General features: G+C 44.4%; 14 protein-coding genes. 9 read left to right on the top strand and 5 right to left on the bottom strand.

Translation table 11 applies throughout. The features are described 5' to 3' along the window. The first annotated feature begins 67 nt into the window (after window positions 1-67). Window positions 68-1,227 (top strand): IS3 family transposase gene (locus tag WJM94_RS08980; protein WP_444492974.1). Its coding sequence is split into 2 segments (ribosomal slippage): window positions 68-326 and window positions 326-1,227, totalling 1,161 coding nucleotides; the frame shifts between segments, so codons are not numbered across the junction. Next, complete coding sequence (locus WJM94_RS08975) at window positions 1,224-1,553, top strand: hypothetical protein (protein ID WP_444493906.1); 330 nt, start codon at window positions 1,224-1,226, stop codon at window positions 1,551-1,553. Before WJM94_RS08980 ends, WJM94_RS08975 begins: the two co-directional genes overlap by 4 nt. A gap of 80 nt (window positions 1,554-1,633) precedes the next feature. Here WJM94_RS08975 and WJM94_RS08970 read toward each other — a convergent pair whose 3' ends face one another. Beyond that, on the bottom strand, window positions 1,634-2,353 hold the full coding sequence (locus tag WJM94_RS08970) for a helix-turn-helix transcriptional regulator (RefSeq protein WP_444493905.1): 720 nt from the start codon (window positions 2,351-2,353) through the stop codon (window positions 1,634-1,636). A 768-nt stretch (window positions 2,354-3,121) separates the two neighbouring features. Here WJM94_RS08970 and WJM94_RS08965 point away from each other — a divergent pair. From WJM94_RS08965 to WJM94_RS08940, 6 genes are all read left to right on the top strand, one after another. Beyond that, entirely contained in the window at window positions 3,122-3,934 is an 813-nt protein-coding gene (locus tag WJM94_RS08965; RefSeq protein WP_444493904.1) for a helix-turn-helix domain-containing protein, read from the top strand. Window positions 3,935-4,319: 385 nt separating this feature from the next. Then, the gene (putA, locus tag WJM94_RS08960; protein ID WP_444493903.1) at window positions 4,320-7,466 is read left to right on the top strand and encodes a bifunctional proline dehydrogenase/L-glutamate gamma-semialdehyde dehydrogenase PutA; all 3,147 of its coding nucleotides are present in this window, start codon (window positions 4,320-4,322) and stop codon (window positions 7,464-7,466) included. Window positions 7,467-7,477: 11 nt separating this feature from the next. Beyond that, window positions 7,478-8,185, top strand: coding sequence for a 1-pyrroline-5-carboxylate dehydrogenase (locus WJM94_RS08955; RefSeq protein WP_444493902.1), 708 nt, complete (start codon window positions 7,478-7,480; stop codon window positions 8,183-8,185). 136 nt (window positions 8,186-8,321) lie between these two features. Continuing rightward, window positions 8,322-9,815 carry a sodium/proline symporter PutP gene (gene putP / locus WJM94_RS08950; protein ID WP_444493901.1) on the top strand — a complete coding sequence of 498 codons (1,494 nt, stop codon included), beginning with the start codon at window positions 8,322-8,324 and terminating at the stop codon, window positions 9,813-9,815. A gap of 586 nt (window positions 9,816-10,401) precedes the next feature. Beyond that, entirely contained in the window at window positions 10,402-10,650 is a 249-nt protein-coding gene (locus tag WJM94_RS08945) for a hypothetical protein (protein WP_444493900.1), read from the top strand. A 511-nt stretch (window positions 10,651-11,161) separates the two neighbouring features. Beyond that, on the top strand, window positions 11,162-11,638 hold the full coding sequence (locus WJM94_RS08940) for an Lrp/AsnC family transcriptional regulator (protein WP_444493899.1): 477 nt from the start codon (window positions 11,162-11,164) through the stop codon (window positions 11,636-11,638). Window positions 11,639-11,705: 67 nt separating this feature from the next. On the opposite strand, the gene WJM94_RS08935 is transcribed toward WJM94_RS08940, so the two are convergent. Then, window positions 11,706-12,413, bottom strand: a complete 708-nt coding sequence (locus WJM94_RS08935; RefSeq protein ID WP_444493898.1) for a DUF445 domain-containing protein — start codon at window positions 12,411-12,413, stop codon at window positions 11,706-11,708. 1,080 nt (window positions 12,414-13,493) lie between these two features. Here WJM94_RS08935 and WJM94_RS08930 point away from each other — a divergent pair. Then, on the top strand, window positions 13,494-14,495 hold the full coding sequence (locus WJM94_RS08930; protein ID WP_444493897.1) for an arginine deiminase-related protein: 1,002 nt from the start codon (window positions 13,494-13,496) through the stop codon (window positions 14,493-14,495). 162 nt (window positions 14,496-14,657) lie between these two features. Here WJM94_RS08930 and WJM94_RS08925 read toward each other — a convergent pair whose 3' ends face one another. The 3 genes from WJM94_RS08925 to ahpF form a co-directional block, all read right to left on the bottom strand. Then, window positions 14,658-16,229, bottom strand: a complete 1,572-nt coding sequence (locus WJM94_RS08925; RefSeq protein WP_444493896.1) for an arylsulfatase — start codon at window positions 16,227-16,229, stop codon at window positions 14,658-14,660. Between the two features lie 291 nt (window positions 16,230-16,520). Beyond that, window positions 16,521-18,494, bottom strand: a complete 1,974-nt coding sequence (locus tag WJM94_RS08920) for a TonB-dependent receptor domain-containing protein (RefSeq protein WP_444493895.1) — start codon at window positions 18,492-18,494, stop codon at window positions 16,521-16,523. A 324-nt stretch (window positions 18,495-18,818) separates the two neighbouring features. Beyond that, window positions 18,819-20,387 (bottom strand): alkyl hydroperoxide reductase subunit F, encoded by a 1,569-nt coding sequence (ahpF, locus tag WJM94_RS08915; protein WP_444493894.1) that lies wholly within the window; start codon window positions 20,385-20,387, stop codon window positions 18,819-18,821. Window positions 20,388-20,526: the final 139 nt, after the last annotated feature.

Genomic DNA, 20,526 nt, shown 5'->3' with positions numbered 1-20,526 from the left:
TGTAGTGGTTTAATGATCCCGGACACCAAATTAGGTGGTAAAGTCTCCACCATAAATGAGGTGTTCCATGACAAAACGACAACGACGTACATTTTCTGCTGAATTCAAAATGGATGCTGCAAGCTTGGTGCTTGACCAAGGATATTCGGTACCTGAAGCAGCACGCTCCATGGATGTTGGTGAAACAGCTTTACGACGTTGGGTCGACCAACTCAAGATTGAGCGTGGTGGTACAACTCCGGCGGCCAAGGCCCTTACGCCTGAACAACAAAAAATCCAGGAATTAGAAGCCAGAATTAGTCGATTAGAAAGAGAGAAAGCCATACTAAAAAAGGCCACCGCTCTCTTAATGTCGGACGAACTCGAACGTTCTCGTTAATTGATCAGTTAAGGGAGCATGAGTCGGTCAAGATGCTTTGCGAACTGTTCAATGTGGCTTCTTCCTGTTACTACGAGTTTAAACAGAGAAAGCCGGACGCTAATCGCATTCGGCTAGCAAGCCGAATTAAAGAGCTCTTCAACATGAGCCGAGGTGCTGCTGGCAGTCGTGCCCTTGTATCCATGTTACGTTCAGAAAACATCGACATCGGGCGATTTAAGGTGCGGAAGATAATGCAAGAAGCCGGTCTGATGAGCAAACAGCCAGGCTCGCATCGATATAAGCAGGCCAAATCAGAGCGGTTGGATATCCCGAATCTGCTGAAGCGTGAATTCTCTGTGGTTGCTCCAAATCGAGTGTGGTGCGGTGACATTACTTATATCTGGTCAGGTTCTAAGTGGAGTTATCTCGCCGTGGTACTTGACCTCTTTAGCCGGCGCGTCGTGGGTTGGTCTCTATCGGATAAGCCTGATGCTAAATTAGCTTCTAAAGCCCTAGATATGGCCTGGGAGCAAAGGGGGCGGCCTCAGAACGTGATGTTCCATTCAGACCAGGGATGCCAGTACAGCAGTCGTAAGTTTCGTCAAAGACTTTGGCGATATCGCATAACCCAAAGCATGAGTCGTCGAGGTAACTGTTGGGACAACGCTCCAATGGAGAGGCTATTTAGAAGCCTAAAAACTGAATGGGTACCAGCAACGGGTTACTTGACCCAAACTCAAGCGAAGAAAGATATCAGCTACTATTTGATGGACTACTATAATCGGCAACGGCCTCATCAAGCCAATGATGGGCTGTCGCCAGTCAATGCCGAAAATCGGCTTAAATCTGTGTCCGGAATTTGTTGACCACTACAAAAAAGTTAAGTGCAGCGCTGACAACACTTCTTAAAGATGCTGGTCCTCAGCATTATAGAGCGATTGAAATCCAAGCGCGGCTTTCATCAGGAATGACGTTTTATGATCATTTAGCTCGCAGTATTGAAAAAGTTGCGGCGGCTTCAGGTAAGCTGGCAGAGCAAACTAAGGGGCTATTAGGACACATGTTAGTGTTTGCTGGGCGTAGTGTGGATAAAATAACCGATCTTTCCGCGAAATTTATTCGTTGGGTATTTGAAGTAACGATAGGGAAGCTTTTTAAGACAGCGCAGAGAGCACTTTCATCATTGTTTTAGTTTTGCTCCCCGAACTGTAGACGGTTATTTGTTCGGGGATGTTTTATGCTGACCATTAATCTGTATCAGCTTGAGATAGTTTAGCGATCACCATTGAGCACAACGGACAACTGATGTTTGAGTAACGTCTTCGGGACGATAGAGCCGTATCCAGCTTCCATAGCCTTATCGATTAGCTCGTTTTTACTGTTTGCCCGAAATTTATTACGCAGGCGGGCGACATGCCCTTCGACGGTTTTGGTTGATATCCCCATAACCTGCGAAATGTACTGCGGTTTCTTTCCATAAAGTAATAAAAAGAGTGTTTCCTGCTCGCGGATGGTCAACTTTTCTGGCTTGGGATTCAGATTAGAAAAACGGAATATAGATTGCTGATTGGGAGCAGTATCGACAGCTCGGCAGACCCAGTAACCAACTTCGATCACCGCAGTGTCGGTCAGTTCCCTACCGTAAAAGATGGTGCCAAGAATTTTGCCTTGTTCATCTTTCCAGGGTGTTTTGGTGAAAATATGTGCACGCCAGCGTCCATCTGGATAAGGGTGAATATCAAGAATTTTCAACGATTGGCCTGTTTCCAGAACATATTTATCCTGGCGTTGAAATTCTTGAGCACACTCTATCGTTGGGCTGGGCATCTCGAAGTCGGTTTTGCCAACGCAGTCTTCGGGAGTGGCATAGCCTATTAACTCGGCGTATTCCTGATTCACATAACGGAAGACGGAATCTTTGTCTTTGCATCCCCAACAACCTGGTAGCTGTCGAAGGAGTGACTGTTCAATGGTACTGATTGGAATATTCACTAGAGACTCACTACTCTTTGCCTGCGAACTTGTAGGTCAATTAACTCGCGTCTTCGTTTTTAGTTTAATTTACACAAAGAACTACCTTGATCATGCTTTCGAATCTTGCCGCGGGGGCTTGTTGGTATTGAGATCAGCTTGATTATGATTATTCTGAGTGATGATTGACGCAAGGATACAGTTAGGTGGCCGATATAATATCAGCTTATGCCATTGTTTTCATTTCGATTAGCAAAAAAAAGCCAGCCTGAAGACGGGCTGGCAACACAAGACAAAATCTTGTTGACGTGTAGAAGAGGTTCTAAATCACGTAGCGAGGGTCTGCTAAGTAAGTTAGAGGCATCAATTAGATACCGAGAGATCTAGGGGTATATTCCTAAAGCTCATGGGCTAATGTATTGAATCAATAGAATATAAGTAAGGGGGGAAATCCCTCTATGCGATGTAATTCGATTGAAGCATAGTATTGCGGGTATCAAATCAAGAGTTTATAGGCAAATAAAAAATCACAGGTTCCTGAGGATCATTGCAAAGAGCGAGTGTTAGGCTGCGTGGTGGTCTCTATCTGTCCGTTTTTGTTAAAAAAATTGGTTTGGCGTTAACCGTAGTTTAATCTCGCATGATCATCGTTCCGGAACGATGATCATGAAATGCGCTTTGATCATTTTGATTTGATCTTGTGCAATTGCTGAAGGGGATGATTTGCAAGCTACCGGAGAAGGTATATCATGCCAGATGTAAGCCGTACGCTTAAGATGATTGTGTGAAATGATTGATTCAGTTAACCCGAAAGCCCCGTTATATAAAGAAAGTATGCAACCTCGTCCTGCAGAACTGATCACGCTCCCATCATACATGGAATGCCATGATCATTCTTATACGCAGATTGTTATTGGCTTAAAAGGTCAAGCTGAATTTGAAGTTCGCGGTCAGGGTAATCTAGTCGGACCGGGTCAGGGATGCGTGGTAACGGCATGCTCTGATCATGCTTTCGGTGGTGTGATAAATCAGTCGGATATATTGGTGCTCAATATGCCGAAACCAACTAATGATGACCCTGAAATACTTGATAAAATCAATAATCTAGAACGTTCGCACTTGTATTTTAAACTGGATAGTCAAATTCAGAAGCTGATCCAGATGCTTGTTCAGGAGATGCGCAGTCACCCAGATGATCTTTTGTTGAGCCGTGCTTGTAACGATACAGTCATTGCTTTGATGCAGCGCCATATTTCTGCGTTTGAAACCAGTCGTAAAGAGTCACGCTTTGATTTGGAAGCGATTGATCGCTATATCGAGCAACATTTGAGCCAAAAGATCAGCGTTTCGCAGCTTGCTGGCCGAGTGTTTTTGGGCGAGAGTCAGTTCCACTGTATGTTCAAAGAACAGATGGGCATAACACCACATCAATATGTTTTAGGTAAACGCATCGACATGGCGCGGGAGCTGATTAAGCAGGGTAATCTCTCACTTGGTCAAATCGCTGAGTTCACCGGCTTCTCGAATCAGAGCACGTTCACTCACACGTTTACTCGCCTACAGGGTTTGTCCCCATCTCAATATAAGAAACAAGTTGGATAGAATCAGAAAATTCTTTTTAAGACCATGTTTATAGCATGGTCTTTTTGTTGGTGATTTTGTGATAAAAATCTCTTTTTTCTTAATTTTTAGTCAATTTGCGCATTAAATCGTTAGTCCTTCCTAAGTTATCTCACCAACAACGTTATAGAGCGGATAATGTTATTGATATCGTTTGATTTTTGTTGTTAATAAACCAGATAAATTAAAATATACAACACAAAATATTGCTCATTTGAGTGTGATTGTGTGGATGTTTTGTTATAAAAGCGAGTTTTTAGCAAAAATGCCGTAGTTTTTGACAAGTATTCTTGTCGGCCTCAAAATACACTCCCAGCCATTGATGATCCTCGAAGCGGTTTTCGAGGAGTGAGATTGAGGAACACACATGTTTACAGCTACAAACGTGTTGACACCGGAATTTATTGAGCAGCCGCTTGATAAGTTGTGGTCACTGATCTCGCCATTGTATATGGTGGACGAGTCTCAATGGCTAGAGCAACTATTGCCGCTAGCGACGCCGACAGAGGAAGAAAAATCGGCGATCACTATCCAAACGACCCAACTTATCGAAGCCATTCGTGCCGATAAGAAGTCAATCCAGATGATTGATGCACTGCTGCTGGAATACAGTTTAGATACACAAGAAGGTATCTTGCTGATGTGTCTTGCAGAAGCATTAATGCGTATTCCTGATGCTGCAACCGCTGATGCGTTGATCAAAGACAAGCTAAGCGTTGCGGACTGGAAATCTCACCTGAAGAACTCTGATTCTGTGTTCGTAAACGCATCAACATGGGGTTTGATGTTAACCGGGAAAGTGATCGGTCTTGGTGAAAAAGGCACCCAGAGCCCAAGTCAGGCTGTAAACCGTCTGGTAAACAAATTCTCTGAACCTGTGATCCGCAAAGCCATGTATCAGGCGATGAAGATCATGGGCCACCAGTTTGTTCGTGGCCGCACGATTGAAGAAGCGCAAAAAAATGGTCGTCCAATGCGTGACAAAGGTTTCACATACTCATTTGATATGTTGGGTGAAGCAGCGCTAACGACAGCTGATGCGAACAAATACTTCAAAGACTATCTAATGGCGATCGAAGCGGTAGGTCGAGAGACATACGGTAATGACACCAGCCCTGCTCCTTCAGTCTCAATTAAGCTATCCGCATTGCACCCTCGTTACGAAGTGGCAAATGAAGAGCGTGTGATGACCGAACTGTATGACACGTTAATGCAGTTGCTGAAACGCGCAATCGAAGTCGACGTAGCAATCACTGTCGATGCGGAAGAAGCCGACCGTCTTGAGCTTTCTCTCAAGCTGTTTGAGAAAATCTACCGCAGCGATCTTTTGAAAGGCTGGGGTAAATTTGGTCTTGTTGTTCAGGCGTACTCAAAACGCGCTCTACCAGTGCTTGTATGGCTGAATGGTTTAGCAAAAGAGCAGGGCGATCTTATCCCATTACGTTTGGTTAAAGGCGCCTACTGGGACAGCGAAATTAAATGGTCTCAACAAGCTGGTTACGAAAACTACCCAGTTTATACGCGTAAAGAAGCGACGGATGTAGCCTACCTTGCTTGTGCTCGTTTCCTATTGAGCGAAGGTGTGCGTGGCAATATCTTCCCACAATTTGCGAGTCACAATGCTCACACCGTAACGGCGATTGCGGTTATGGCTCAGCACAAAGACTACGAGTTCCAGCGTCTGCATGGCATGGGTGATTCTCTTTATAACCATGTGATGGCTAAGTACGGTCAACCAGTGCGAATCTACGCGCCTGTTGGCAGCCATGCGGATCTGCTTCCTTACCTGGTTCGTCGCCTGTTAGAAAACGGTGCGAACAGTTCGTTTGTACACCGTCTGGTTGATGCTCGTTGCCCAATTTATGAGTTGACGCACCATCCAGTGGATATGTTGAAGAGCTTCAGTACTCTGAACAACGAGAAGATTCCGTTGCCATCAGGTATTTTCTCTGAGCGTAAGAACTCTTACGGCGTCAACATTGATATTGAGAGCGAAGCTACATCGTTTGAATCTCAAGTTGAAAGCTTCATGGCAAATCAATGGACAGCAGGTCCTGTGATCAACGGTGAGTCTTTTGCCGAAAGCATGATCAAGGATAACGCTGCTGAGATCGTTACCGCACCATATGATCGCCGCATTGAGGTTGGTAAAGTGGCTTTCGCTACTCTTGATCATGTTTCCGCAGCAATTCAAGCAGCGCAGAGCGCCTTCCCTGAATGGAAAGGTACAGCGATTGAACAGAAAGCGAAGTGCTTAGAAACGCTTGCTGACTTAATGGAAGAAAACTTAGCGGAACTGGTGGCAATCTGTCATCAAGAAGCAGGTAAGACAATTCACGACAGCATTGATGAAGTTCGTGAAGCGGTTGATTTCTGTCGTTACTATGCAAAACAAGCGCAAAACTTACAGCCATTTGAGCTGGAAGGTTTCGATGGCGTGAAACGCATTGCGAGCCGTGAAGGTTTGGGTGTCTTCGTTTGTATCAGTCCGTGGAACTTCCCTCTGGCGATTTTCCTTGGTCAGGTTACAGCGGCATTGGTTGCGGGTAACACTGTGGTTGCGAAACCAGCAGAGCAAACCAGCTTAATCGCAGCTCGTGCGATTGAACTAATGCTAGAGGCAGGTTTCCCGGCAGGCGTAATTCAGTTGCTTCCTGGTCGTGGTGGTGAAATTGGTCATGCACTGACTTCTCACGATGCGATCGCGGGTGTGGCATTTACCGGTTCTACGGCAACAGCGCAGCGTATCAACGTGACGTTGGCAGAGCGTACGGCGAAACCAGTACCGTTTATCGCCGAAACAGGTGGTCAGAACGCGATGATCGTCGACAGTACTGCTCTGCCAGAGCAGGTGGTCCGTGATGTGATTCGTTCTGCATTTGCCTCTGCGGGTCAGCGTTGTTCTGCGCTGCGTGTACTGTTCGTACAGGAAGAGGTAGCAGGTCGTATCATCAACCTAATCCAAGGTGCGATGAAAGAGCTGCATGTTGGCTTGCCATATCTGCACAAAACCGATGTTGGTCCGGTTATCGACCAAAATGCGAAGCAAAAACTCCTGGCTCACCTTGAGCATATGAGCAAGACGCAAACTAAAGTTGCTGAATTGCAACTGGATGAAGCGTGTCAGTACGGTGATTTTGTGTCACCAAGTGCGTTCGAAATCTCTGGCATTGATGTTCTTAAAGAAGAGCAATTTGGCCCGATTCTGCATATTGTTCGTTTTAAAGCATCAGAGTTACCAAACGTGATAGAGCAGATCAACCAAACTGGTTTCGGCCTGACTATGGGTATCCATAGCCGTAACGAAACCACATACCGTTGGATTGAAAAACACGCACGAGTAGGTAACTGCTACATCAACCGAGATCAAGTTGGTGCGGTAGTTGGTGTTCAGCCATTTGGTGGCCAAGGACTGTCTGGTACTGGCCCAAAAGCTGGTGGTCCGCACTACCTGTACCGCTTTACTCAACAATTTCTTGCTCAACAAACAATTGCTCAAGCAGAGAACGCATAAGGAGTCGCATTATGGTTCATCAGATCACATATTTTAAAGATGCATTTTCTGCCTGGGAACAGTGGAATCTGACTGATTTTGATTACAAATGTGAGCATGTGCTGGCATTTAAATCTGCATTGGAAGTGAAGAATACGGTTGTTGCAAAAGTGGTTTCTTTTCACTTGCAACAAGCGTCGGCACTTCTTGCAGAATCTCATCTGTTAGTAGGACCTACGGGTGAAACTAACGAACTGTATACCGCTGGACGTGGTGTTGCTTTGGTGATTTGTGAAAACAACACCGATAACACTGCAAACGCGTTATACAGTGCTTTTGCGATGATCACCTGCGCCCTGATTGCAGGGAACAGCGTTGTGATTTGCAGTGACAATACAGAGCTAAACCAATTGGTTACGCAAGCTGTGTCGTCAGCAAACTTCCCATCTAACCTAGTTCAGGTAGTTGCGTACGATGCGTCAGCCGCATTGCTTGAGAGCGATGTACGTAGTGTGGGTTATGTTGGGCATTCTCAGGTTGAGCACGCGCTCAATCTTCAACTGGCTAAGCGCGATGGTGCCATCGTTGGTTTAGTTTCTGAAACGGATTTAGAGTCAGCTAAACTGGCTCACGATCCTCATCTGTCGTTGCGCTTTATTACTGAGCGTACTCGAACGATAAATATTACCGCGGTGGGTGGTAACGCGACTCTACTTGAGTTGGGGAACGAGGCTCACTAAACCTGACTTGCGAAACCAATCTGGAATTATCAGCCGGAAAGCTGACCAGATTGGTCTCTTTTACTTTGACGCATTGCTGAGACAGTAAAATGTCAAAGGATACAAGGAAGGAAATTATTATAACGAGGACTATCAAATGATAGAAAATAGCATTGCTATCACGTCCACATTTGTGGCGTATTTAATCATCATGGTTGCCATTGGCATTTATGCGTATAAGAGGACTTCTAACTCATCTGATTACTTCCTGGGTGGTCGTAGCTTGGGCCCATGGCCTGCGGCACTTTCAGCTGGTGCATCAGATATGAGTGGCTGGCTGCTATTGGGTCTGCCGGGTTACGCTTATGCTGCAGGTATTGAAGCACTTTGGCTGGCCGGTGGTCTGCTTATCGGTACATGGGCAAACTGGTTGATCAGTGCAAAACGTCTGCGTACATATAGCATCCAAACAGATGCGTTAACGCTACCAGAGTTTTTGTCACGCCGATTCAATGATACTTCAAAACTGATTCAGACTATCTCTGCGTTTTTCATTCTTCTATTCTTCCTTTTCTACACAAGCTCAGGCTTAGTAGCCGGTGGTAAGCTGTTTGAAACAGTATTTGGCCTTGATTACACCTACGCGGTAATTATTGGCACATTATGTGTGGTTTCTTACACATTGTTTGGTGGTTTCCTGGCGGTATCTTGGACTGACTTAGTGCAAGGATTGTTGATGGCTGCGGCGCTGATGATTGTGCCAGTTACTGTCATGCAAGGTGGTTTCGGTCAGCTTTCATCAGATATGCACAACATTAACCCTGAACTACTAACGCTGTGGAACGACGTGAAAGGCGAACCGCTATCGGCCATCGCGATTATCTCTCTAGCCGCTTGGGGTCTGGGCTACTTTGGTCAGCCTCACATCCTAGCTCGTTTCAAAGCCACTCGTTCAAACAGAGATCTTTCAACTGCACGTCGTATCGCTGTAGGCTGGACTGCTTTGTCTATGGCAGGTGCGTTGCTTGTGGGTCTTGTTGGGCTCGTGTGGGTAACTGGTCATCCGGGTACGCAACTTGAAGATGGTGAGAAAATCTTCATGCTACTCGTGAACACTGTGTTCCACCCAGTTATAGCAGGTATTCTGCTTGCGGCGATTCTTGCAGCAGTAATGAGTACAGCGGACTCTCAGCTTCTTGTTTCTTCTTCAGCATTAGCAGAAGACTTCTATAAGCAAGTGTTTAAGCCAAGTGCTTCTTCAGAAGAGATCGTAATGATTGGTCGCATCGGCGTAATCGTTATTTCTTTGTTGGCTCTATTCCTGGCGATGACGCCAGACAGTTCAGTATTAGGTCTTGTTTCTTACGCGTGGGCAGGCTTCGGTGCCGCATTTGGCCCTGCTGTTGTACTTAGCCTGTACTGGAGTGGCATGAACCGCCACGGCGCACTTGCGGGTATCCTAGTGGGTGGCGTAACCATCGTTATATGGAAGCAGCTATCTGGCGGTTGGTTCGATGTGTACGAAATTGTACCGGGAATCATCTTCTCTACCATTGCGATTGTTCTGGTCAGTAAACTGACCGGTGGTGCTGCACACGATGTGCTTGAGCAACACAAATCATACAAGCAAAAATTGATTGATTTAGATTAATCTATTTCTACAGATAGAACGAATAGAGCCCGCTTTGATAGCGGGCTTTATTTTTATCTGAATCTCACCTCTTGTAAGTCCTCGTGAGGCTAGCGACTTTCCTTCATATCTCAATTGATGCTGTCGCCTATTGGTAACAGAGCGTCAATGTCAGCCTTATTTTTATTCGATATCACACTTTTCTTTGGTTTTCTTTTTGGCAAAAAATGGTCACAACGATGGCGCTATATCATTGAATGAAAAGTGAAAGTCTGCGCTAAATGCCTTATCAACAGTGTGAATTCTTCACTTAAACCAGCACAAAACTAACATTGCGGTGACAGTTAATTTGTAAAGAGGTAGTTAAAATAGTAATGGGTAACAATAAGTTATGTGTAGTTCGCCGTGTTGTGACACCAATAGGCGTTGATATTTACAAAAATGGAATAAAAGTTGATATCTGACCAACGTCTCAATTTTTTGACACATTGGGCCTAATTTTTGAAGGTAGTACACAAAACAGGAAAGTGTGTTTTTTAATGTGGAATTATTTTGAACAAAATATGTCAATTATCAGTAGCCACAGAAAATGATGGGAGAAAATTAGATGCCGGAAATATATTGTTCAGCTTGTAGAAAGTCGACTCAACACAAGGTCATTATGAGACGTTGTGATTCACAACCGGGTGAAACTTTCACAGGGAAAGTGCTGAGCTTTACGCAGTTGATGGCAAAGTTTGTATCGGGAGAGCACTATTATGAAATGGAGCCCCAGTACTTCTGTCGACGCTGTAACCATCGCGCTATTGGTGAAGTGGTATCACACCCAACGAGACAAACATCGGCAATCGTATAATTTAGATTAGTGTTGAAACTGGTTTCGTTTCAGAACATGAATTGTTTATTAAGGGGCATCTTAGCGAGCTCCCGCCTCATGTTTTTGTGAATTACATGGATGCTATTCGCTAGGCCCAAAAAGTTTGCGCGTAAGTGGTATGTTTAACATTACTTCTCCCTCAGTAATGTTCTCTCTGTATCGCTTCCGTGCGGAATCTACGTCTCCTCATGATCTCAATTTTAATTGCTTCATCGTCATTCCATCTTGCGAGTCGCTCCGATTCTTTTCGTTGCCCCATCCTGGCTAACATCTTTGGCTCGTTCTTTACCCTACGTATATACCGGTGTCGGTGCCCTCTCGGCCTTAAACTACCGTTATCGTACTAGGTGGATGTCTTATTGGTGTCCGTTTTTTATACTTAGCCAAAATTAAAATAAAGCAGATTTCACACGTTGCTCAATTGCCAGTTTGCAAATGAAGCGCTAGCGATTAATGTGAAGCTCCAAAAGTTGTGACTAGGGTGTAATTGATGAGTTATCAATTGGACAGGATTGATTTACATATTTTGAGAGTGCTTCATTCGCGAGGCCGAATTCCAGTTGTAGAACTAGCAAAGCTGATAAATTTAACCACCTCTCCTTGTTCTGATCGGGTAAAAAGGCTGGAGAAGGAAGGTTTTATCAATGGTTATCATGCCGATCTCAATGCTGAAAAATTGGGGCTGGACGTACAGGTGTTCATTCACATTCGTCTGGATCAAACCAGCTTCTCGATTTTCGAGAAATTTGCCAAGGCGGTTGAGTTAATGCCAGAAATAGAAGAGTGTTATTCGCTTTCTGGGGACTTCGATACCATGATCAAAGTTCGTGTCAAAAGTATGAAAGCTTATCAGGAATTTATGTCAAGTAAGCTTGGTACGTTGCCTGGTGTCATTCAGACGCGCAGTGAAGTGGTGATTGAAGAACACAAAACCGGGTTTGGTGTGAACCCCGAGTTGCTCGGATAATCTTGAACGATTGCAATTTAAAAAGGAGCCTGCGGCTCCTTTTTGTTCAGCTTAGAATGTAGGGCTACTAGCCACTGATTAAGGTGGTCAGAATCCCTATCAGACCACCAAAGACGCCGCCCCAAACGACAAGCCAGCCTAAGTGTTCTTTAATCATTCTTTGTACCATTTCCTTAACGAGCGCTGGCGTGAGTTCGCTGAGGCGTTGATCGATGATACTTTCTATATTTTGTTTGATTTCGTCCATCATGGCAGGCGATTCAAACTGTTCTTTTAGTGCTTCTTTCACTGAATCACTTTGGCTAAGCTCAACTAAAGATTGCTGCATCTTCTCAACGAAAGGTTGCTTCATCGGCTGGAGTGCTTCAGCGCCCCCAAACATAGCCAGCATGCCCCCAAACTGAGAGCCCTCGATGACCTCGACCAAAGAGTCAAAAGCTGGATTAAAATCTACTTTATCAATCACAGGTTGAAGATTAATGCTCGCGCCACTTGTCATCTCTTTATTCAGAAAGCGATCAATATTGGCTGCAGTAAAGAACTGCTCCATCATCAGGTTTTTGATCGCAAGTTTGAATTCCTCAAATCGTGCAGGAATGACGCCAGAACCGTATAACCCAGGTACCTTTTCAAACAGCATGTGGATCGCAAGCCAGTTGGTAATAGCGCCTGAAAATGCGAACAAACCCGCATACCAAAGATAGTTGTTTTGAAGTTGATGGCCAGCGCCCATCAATACTATTGCGAGGACATTAGTTAACAAACTTTTGTTCATAGTGATCAAATATGTATGACTTTAGGAGGAAATAAGTGGGCCTGATTTTATACCCAAATAACCTCGAGATGCTAGGTTCCGCGAGAATGTCTTGGTTCACAGGCGCGGCAAGGCTCTGAATCCTGCATATTGAAGTAATTTGGATACACCTAAGCGAGGTAAGGCTGCAATTGCTGTGCGAGGCTGGTGCTCTGTGCGGAAAAAATAAAACCCGACTGTCATTGTCGGGTCACACTGCTTTTTCTTAGGAAAACTAAGAGTACTTTTTATTTTTTATATGCGGTATATCTTACTACAAAGTTGGCATTTCCATCTTTCTGTGTAGCCAAATAGCTTGTCAGCCCAACTAGGTTTTACTTGTACGATCTGCATTGAACCACATTTACACATAAGCTAATTACCTTCTTATAAGTTTAAGTGCCCGTTACCATTTGTCGTGGTTTGGGTAGAACCAGCCATTCACTGAGTATAGCCGTTTATCAGAAAATGAAGGGATAAATGCAGTCAGCCAGATACTCTGTATGGTGTCCATTGTCATAGATACGCAACAAGATGTGATATTAGCAGAATAAATGTGATGTTTATCGCTTCATATCTGAGAATACATTCCTTTGATGGTTTCCATCTCCCGTAACAGAGTTGAAATCAAAGCGTACTCATTGCTTTTCGAGTGTCTTTTTATATATAAAAATCTAAATTGAGCGTTCATACTTTTAGTTGAAAAGGTCTTGATGTGCCCTTTAATTGCCTGAATTTATATTCAGATTTATAGGTTTTTTATTGTTGTTTCTATATTTGCTATTTCTTGTATTTAAAGCAAGTTCAATGATGAATTGCGTATATCTTTAAGCTAACTCTGTGTAATTGGCTATAATTTGAGTTAGTAACACTGATTTTTTCGATTTGTAACTCGCTTAACACAAAATTTTTAGCCTATAAGGTGGCAAGAAATATTACTGTACAGATGGTTTAAAGCAGTAAAAATTACTTTTGGAGTGATGAAATAATCGTGAAAACAGTAAAACCTTACTTAACAATGTATTTACAATCTCTTCATTCTAGTGATAAGGAATGTATCGGATGCTATTACACGAATCAGTACCCCAATTTGCCAATGGGAACGAAGAAAGCACGCCAAGTGCTCTGCGCCATACCGCAAACTGTGTAGTGATGGTGCCACCTAAAGAATTTCGTTTTAACGAAGAAACTGCGAGAGACAATGAGTTTCAGAACCAGGTGTCGCTCAGTCAAGAAGACGTCTCGCGAAAAACAATGGCTGAATTTGCTGCCATGGTAGCAACGTTGCGTCAGGAAGGTGTTCAGGTCGTGGAATTTGATTATCCGCTGTCCGATGTCGCGACTCCTGATGCTGTTTTCCCGAATAACTGGTTTAGTACTACGTGTGACGGAACCTTATATACATTCCCGATGGCTTGTGAAAACCGCCAGAAAGAAGTGCGTCCAGAAGCTTTGGTTGCAGCGCTTGCACAAGCTGGCCGAGAAGTACATAAGCAAAGCAGTTTGACAGAGTACGTGAATGATCATGCGTATCTGGAAAGCACTGGCGTGATGATTTTCGACCACTTCAACAAGGCGGTTTATGCGGCACTTTCTCAGCGCTGCGATCGTTTAGTATTGGAAGATTATGCCAATCGCATTGGTTACGATCGCGTGATCTCATTCCAAACACGTTTACCGTCTGGATCGCCTATTTATCATACAAACGTGATGATGGCGGTAGGTGAGCAATTCTGTGTTATCTGTGATGAAGTGATCCCTGAGTTTGAGCGCCGTTTTGTATTGAAATCACTAGCTAAAGACAAACAAGTGATCTCAATTTCGATTGACCAGATGAACCAGTTCTGTGGCAACATCCTTCAACTGGAAACCGTGAACGGTGATAAGGTGATTGCTATGTCTCAATCGGCGTACGATGCATTTTCTCCAGCACAAAGAAATCAGTTGGCGACGCATGGTAAATTACTGCCGTTTGACGTGACTACAATCGAATCTATTGGTGGCGGTTCTGTTCGCTGTATGCTGGGTGAAGTCTTCCTACCAAGCCGTCAAGCCATACTGTAAGTACTCACTAACTATTTCGAACTATTAGCTTTCGCCAATCCTATTTAGGGTTGGCGAAACCGTTTCTATCTGGCGTAAATTGTTTTACAGCCGTACCACCTTGGCAAAAAAAAGGGCGAACTGCATTCTGTTCACCCTTTTAAATGATTTCCAAGATATCACTTATTGTTGCGTTGAACTCATCGCATCTTCGATCGTTTTCGTCATGTCAAATGACGTACCTCCTTGCGTTGGAGGATACTCCACCAAGCTCTTCACATGTTCTTGAACCATTTCACTTACCGGCGCAAGCAGCCATGAAATTTTCTGAGCTAAGTGGCCGTTTGAATCTATCGAATCATAGCTTTCGAATGGATCGGCGCGTAAGTTGTACACTTTAGGTTTGTTAAGTGTGACTAGGTTGTCGTAGTAATGTTCTGCAACGGCGAAGTGGAACTTCCAAGGTCCGACACGCACAGCAGACAACTGACCTTCGAAGTAGTAAAAAATGGATTTACGAGCGGAGTGATCGGATTCTCCTTTCCAATACGCTAAGTTATCAACACCGTCGATATACTGTTTCTTTTCTTTGATCATTTTTTCGTTAACATCCTTGATCCCAGCAGCCGAGGCTAACGTGGTAAAGAGATCCTGATGTCCTTGAATACCGTTCAACACTTGCCCCGCAGGAATTGCTGCAGGCCATTTAACCATCGTCGGTACTCTTACCCCACCCTCATAGGTGGTCATCTTTTCACCACGGAATGGTGTTGTACCGCCGTGTGGCCACGATGAGTGTTCTGGGCCGTTATCTGTTGAGTAGATGATAATCGTGTTCTCGGTTAAGCCCCTTTTATCTAGTTCTGCCAATAAATATCCAATGTCGGCATCGTGTTGCAGCATGCCGCTGCCATAATAGTCAAATTCACTGGTGTATTTCTCGGCTGCGTAGCGCCACTTGTCATCTAAACGTGTATACAAGTGCATGCGACTGGTATTGATCCAAGTAAAGAATGGCTTGTCGTCTTTAACGGATTGGTCGATAAACTTGATCGCCGCTGGGAGCATTTCCTCACGGTCAAAATTCTTCATTCGTTCATTACCCAGAGGGCCTGTATCAGTGCATTTTTGTTTACCGACTTCTCCGAATCTTGGTTCAACGGTTTTGTCCTCTTTCTCAGTTGCATAGCAATGCAGGACGCCACGAGTTCCAAATTTTTTCGAGTACTCTTCAACAGAGCCTGAATACTCTTTGGCAAAGTTAATGTAGTCTCTCTGTTCGTGCTCTTCCTGAGTATTTAAGTGATATAAATTACCGAAAAATTCATCAAAGCCATGAACGGTTGGTAAGGCAAAGTTGTGGTCGCCGAGATGGTTTTTACCAAATTGTCCTGTCGCGTAACCCACTTCTTTTAAGACTTCGGCCAAAGAAGGGGACTCTTTTTTGAGGCCTAATTCACCACCGGGAAACTGTACAGTGGTCATGCCTGAACGTATAGGATATTGACCGGTAATAAACGCTGCTCGACCCGCAGTAGAACTTGGCTGAGCATAGTGGTCGGTAAACATGATGCCTTCGTTGGCGATACTATCGATGTTGGGCGTTTTGTATCCCATCGTACCCATGCCATAAGCACTGACGTTTTGCCAGCCAATATCATCGCCAAATATTACCACGATGTTTGGCTTATCTGCAGCTAGGGCAGTGACTGGTAATGCTGCTCCTATCATTGCTGCTATTGATTTTATTTTCATATATCAGCTTCCATATGCTACTAAGTGTCTAGGTCAGTATAGTGTAATGATTTCATAGCGTTTGAGTTTGAATCTCTTTTTTGAATATTTTGGGGATGGGAATTTCAGTTTTTTCAGAACAGTCCTTTTTTTAAGACAAAGTTCTCTTCAAAGTGAGGTTTAAACAAAGGCACTGGCTTGGGAGCATTTATGGTTTGGAGTAAGTGCTTACTTTTGTTTTGGATAAGATAATTAAAAAGGCTAACTTTAAGAAGCTAGCCTTTGTAGTACATTAAAGTAATCACTAATTGCTTAGAACTGGTAAGCCGCTGAAAGCTTAAAGTTACGTCCTGGCTCGTAGTCTGTGCGGCCAAAGTCATGAGATGCATGAGATGAGTAGTGTTCATCGAACATGTTCTCAACCGCAGCAGTGATGCTTAGATCTTGGAACGTATTTGGAATCCATCGAACATTGATGTCGTGGACATTGTAGCCGTCTTTCTCAGAGTCTTCTTCGACATCTTTGCTTAGGTCCAGTGCCCATTGACTTGTCCAGTTTACCGATACGCCCAAATCAACAATGTCGTAGCCAATGTTTAGTGAGATGCTATCGCCAACTTCGTCATCCAGAGATTGGCCAGTTACGTAGCTGCTTCCGCTGTTGACTTTGACGAACTCTGAATCGGAGTGCGAGTACGTAATACGGCCGCTAAGATCACCTTTACGCAGGTTGAAAACAGATTCGAAACCTTGGATTTCAACGTCACCTTCGTTGCTGTATGTTGACGCTTTTGCCGTCATGGTATCGTCGATGTAGTCGTCAATCTGCGTTTCAAACGCCGTGAAAGAGAAGCCCAGACTGTCTAATCCCAGCACTTTCTGAGACTCGTAGGCAATCGCTGCTTCGTAGTTCACACCCGTTTCCGCTTTTAAATCTGAGTTGTAACTAGAACCAGATGAAATGTATGAACCGGTTAGACCCGGCCCTTTGAACAGCTCAGTTGCAGCTGCGCGCAAAGTCCAGTTTTCAGTAAGAGCGTATTGCGTAGACAGTGCAAACGTGAAGTCTTTAAAGGTCTTGTCTGACGCCGCCATATCAACTTTGTAATGGTTGTAGCGGGCACCTGGTGTAACAAACCAAGCATCTGTTAACGTAATTTCATCTTCAACATAAACAGCAAAAGAATCTGCGGTTTCTTTACTGCCAGAAACGGTAGTTCCATTGGTGACTTTCTTCGCTTCTTGCATTGCACCTTCGGCGCCATATCTTGCAGTGTGCTCAATACCTGCCGTTTCGAGCATGGTCTCAGCCAGTACTTTTGCACCATAAACTTGGGTGTTTCCCTCGCCAACATCGCCTGTGCTTGGGCTCTTGTTCTGATAGTTCATTTCGTTGAAGTAGACATTAGAACGAACATCTGTGTTGCGCAGCGCTAGCTCATGGATCAGAGCAATGGTTTCACGCGTGTATTCAATTGGCCGGATGAAACTTGAGTGATCGTAAGAGTTACCCATATTGGATTTAAGCGTGTAATCCCCAGCATCCTTGTAGTAGTCGTAACTTAGTTCAAAGCGGTTGGCATCGTTCGCATCCCAGCCAAATTTCACAAAGTAGTTTTCTGTTTTTCCTTCTTCACCGACTTGTTTCTCACCATCGCCATCTTCGGGGTTGTTGCGGTCGACAACGCTGTAATAGGCAAGTGCATCAACACTATCAGTGAGTTGGGCGTAACCTGTACCTGAGTACTGGTAGTAATCATTAGATGCATAGCCAGCATTCGCTCGGAAACCGGCTTTTTCACCTGCGCGTAGCAAATCTTTGGCATCTTTAGTCTCAAAAGCAACGCCACCACCTAAGCCGCTGTTTAGCACAGAGTTAGTGCCGACTTGGATATCAACAGCTTTGATGATGTCCGGGTTGATCAGAAGGTTGCCGACATGGTGGAAAACGTTATTCGCCTGACTCGCGCCATCAATCGTGATATCCAAATCCAGTTCACTGACACCACGAATGTTGATGCTTTGGTTCAATGAATGCGTTCCACCGACGTCAACGCCTGCTTGGTCGCGTAGTAGATCACTTAAGTGGTCGGCTTGTTTCATTGAAATATCGTCACTTAGTAGTGAGGTTGAGTCGCCGACGGAAGTACCCCAAACGCTGAGAACCTCTGTGGTGTCGGTGCTCTTTTGTGTGGCTTGATCTTCAGCATTCGCTGCAGAAGTAAAAGCGGTTGCTGCGCCAATAAGTAAAGCAATAGGGGTTAATTTGAATGGGAGAGTGTACATCTTTATCCAGTCTAGACGTTATTGTAAATAAGAATGATTTGCATTGTATATATGAAGCGATGTACGTCCATCAAAAAGTCATTACATTTGTGTATTGCAGGTATTTAAATGGTGAATATTTTCTGTGTTGACAATGATGCATGGCATATAGAGCTGTGGCGTTCTGCAATCAAAGGAAGGTGTTTTTAACTGTCTGGTTTAAAAGAGAAAGTGGTTTTTAGTATTTATGGATTACAAAATTAGTGGATAAAAAAAGCCAGCAGATAGAGGTCTGCTGGCAAAATCTTTGGGCTTCTTTTGTTTTTATTCCAGAAGTGCTGGATCTTAACCTTGTTTGCGAATCAGGTAGTCGAACGCGCCTAAGCTAGCTTTTGCACCTTCACCCATCGCGATGATGATCTGCTTGTAAGGAACGGTTGTTGCGTCACCCGCAGCGAAAACACCTTCCAAGCTGGTTTCACCATGGCTACCTACTTCAATCTCACCGCGTGGAGACAAGTTCACATCTGAATCTTTCAACCACTCAGTGTTTGGAACCAGACCGATTTGTACGAAAATACCCGATAGCTCCAGCTCTTTGATTTCATCTGTGTTACGGTCTTTGTACTTCAGACCAGTTACGCGTTTGCCGTCACCCACAACTTCAGTCGTTTGTGCCATCATAATGATGTCAATATTCGGCAGTGAGTTGGCTTTGTTGATAAGCACTTGGTCTGCACGAAGAACGTCAGCAAACTCTAGTACAGTAACGTGTTCTACAATACCAGCAAGGTCAATTGCCGCTTCAATACCTGAGTTACCGCCGCCGATAACGGCTGTCTTTTTGCCTTTGAATAGCGGGCCGTCACAGTGTGGGCAGTATGCTACACCTTTGTTACGGTACTCTTGCTCACCCGGAACATTCATTTCACGCCAGCGAGCGCCAGGGCTCAGAATAACACTCTGACTCTTCAGTGTTGCGCCGCTTTCTAGTTGAATATGGATGAGACCGTCTTCAGTGTGTGCAGCACCCATTAGTTTCTTAGCTTGTTGCTCTGTGACAACGTCAACGTCGTACTCTTTCAAATGTTCGCCAAGATCAGCAGCAAGCTTTGGACCTTCAGTACGTTTAACTGACACAAAGTTTTCGATCGCCATGGTATCCATAACCTGACCACCAAAGCGCTTAGCTACAACACCAGTACGGATACCTTTACGAGCTGCGTAAAGTGCCGCTGCACTACCACCAGGTCCACCACCTACAACGAGTACGTCGTATGGTTCTTTTTCTTCCAGTGCTTTTGCTGCTTTCTCGCTCGCGCTGTCGTCTACTTTGTTCAGGATTTCTGTCAGTGACATACGGCCTTGACCGAATAGCTCACCGTTAACAAATACGCTTGGTACAGCCATGATATCACGCTGCTTCACTTCGTCCTGGAACAACGCACCGTCAATCATCGTTGCTTTCACTTTCGGGTTAATAGCAGCCATCATATTGAAGGCTTGAACAACGTCAGGACAGTTTTGGCACGATAATGAAATAAAGATTTCTACATTCAGTTCTTTGTCTAGCGCTGCTATTTGTTCAATCACTTCTGGTTCTAGCTTGATCGGATGGCCACCAGAATGAAGAAGCGCAAGCACTAGTGATGTAAATTCATGACCCATAGGCAGGCCTGCAAAGCTAAGTGCTGTGCCTTTCGCTGGGTTAGTTACCGTCATTACTGGTTTACGATCGCTGGCCGCGTCGTCACGAACAACAGAAATAAGGTCGCTCATATCTGCGATTTGATTTGCCAGAGACAAAATATCGTTCGCTGCTTTGCTTTCATCTAGGCTAACCACTAGACGTACGTCTTCTTTTACATTAGCCAGATATTGTTTGAGTTGTTGTTGGATCGCTTGGTCTAACATAGTTGTTATTACCTTTTAATAAACAGAAGAGTGGTTACTCTGGATAAAAACAAGAGGAGAGAGCAACCGGGAAGAAGGTCGTCAAGGTATCTAACCCGGATTGCTCTCTTTAATCTTTAATTAGGTTTCGGTTCGTAGA

The organism is Vibrio sp. YIC-376 (assembly GCF_052353105.1).
Classification (GTDB): Bacteria; Pseudomonadota; Gammaproteobacteria; order Enterobacterales; family Vibrionaceae; genus Vibrio.
The sequence above is the reverse complement of the archived record's forward strand: the minus strand, read 5'-3'. Positions and strand labels throughout refer to the sequence as shown.

Bases quoted from the DNA above. Each gene is read 5' to 3' on its own strand.
- WJM94_RS08935 (WP_444493898.1), bottom strand. From the start codon at position 12,413: ATGAACAAAAGTTTGTTAACTAATGTCCTCGCAATAGTATTGATGGGC.
- putA (WP_444493903.1), top strand. From the start codon at position 4,320: ATGTTTACAGCTACAAACGTGTTGACACCGGAATTTATTGAGCAGCCG.
- WJM94_RS08925 (WP_444493896.1), bottom strand. From the start codon at position 16,229: ATGAAAATAAAATCAATAGCAGCAATGATAGGAGCAGCATTACCAGTC.
- WJM94_RS08945 (WP_444493900.1), top strand. From the start codon at position 10,402: ATGCCGGAAATATATTGTTCAGCTTGTAGAAAGTCGACTCAACACAAG.
- WJM94_RS08920 (WP_444493895.1), bottom strand. From the start codon at position 18,494: ATGTACACTCTCCCATTCAAATTAACCCCTATTGCTTTACTTATTGGC.
- WJM94_RS08940 (WP_444493899.1), top strand. From the start codon at position 11,162: ATGAGTTATCAATTGGACAGGATTGATTTACATATTTTGAGAGTGCTT.
- putP (WP_444493901.1), top strand. From the start codon at position 8,322: ATGATAGAAAATAGCATTGCTATCACGTCCACATTTGTGGCGTATTTA.
- ahpF (WP_444493894.1), bottom strand. From the start codon at position 20,387: ATGTTAGACCAAGCGATCCAACAACAACTCAAACAATATCTGGCTAAT.
- WJM94_RS08965 (WP_444493904.1), top strand. From the start codon at position 3,122: ATGATTGATTCAGTTAACCCGAAAGCCCCGTTATATAAAGAAAGTATG.
- WJM94_RS08955 (WP_444493902.1), top strand. From the start codon at position 7,478: ATGGTTCATCAGATCACATATTTTAAAGATGCATTTTCTGCCTGGGAA.
- WJM94_RS08930 (WP_444493897.1), top strand. From the start codon at position 13,494: ATGCTATTACACGAATCAGTACCCCAATTTGCCAATGGGAACGAAGAA.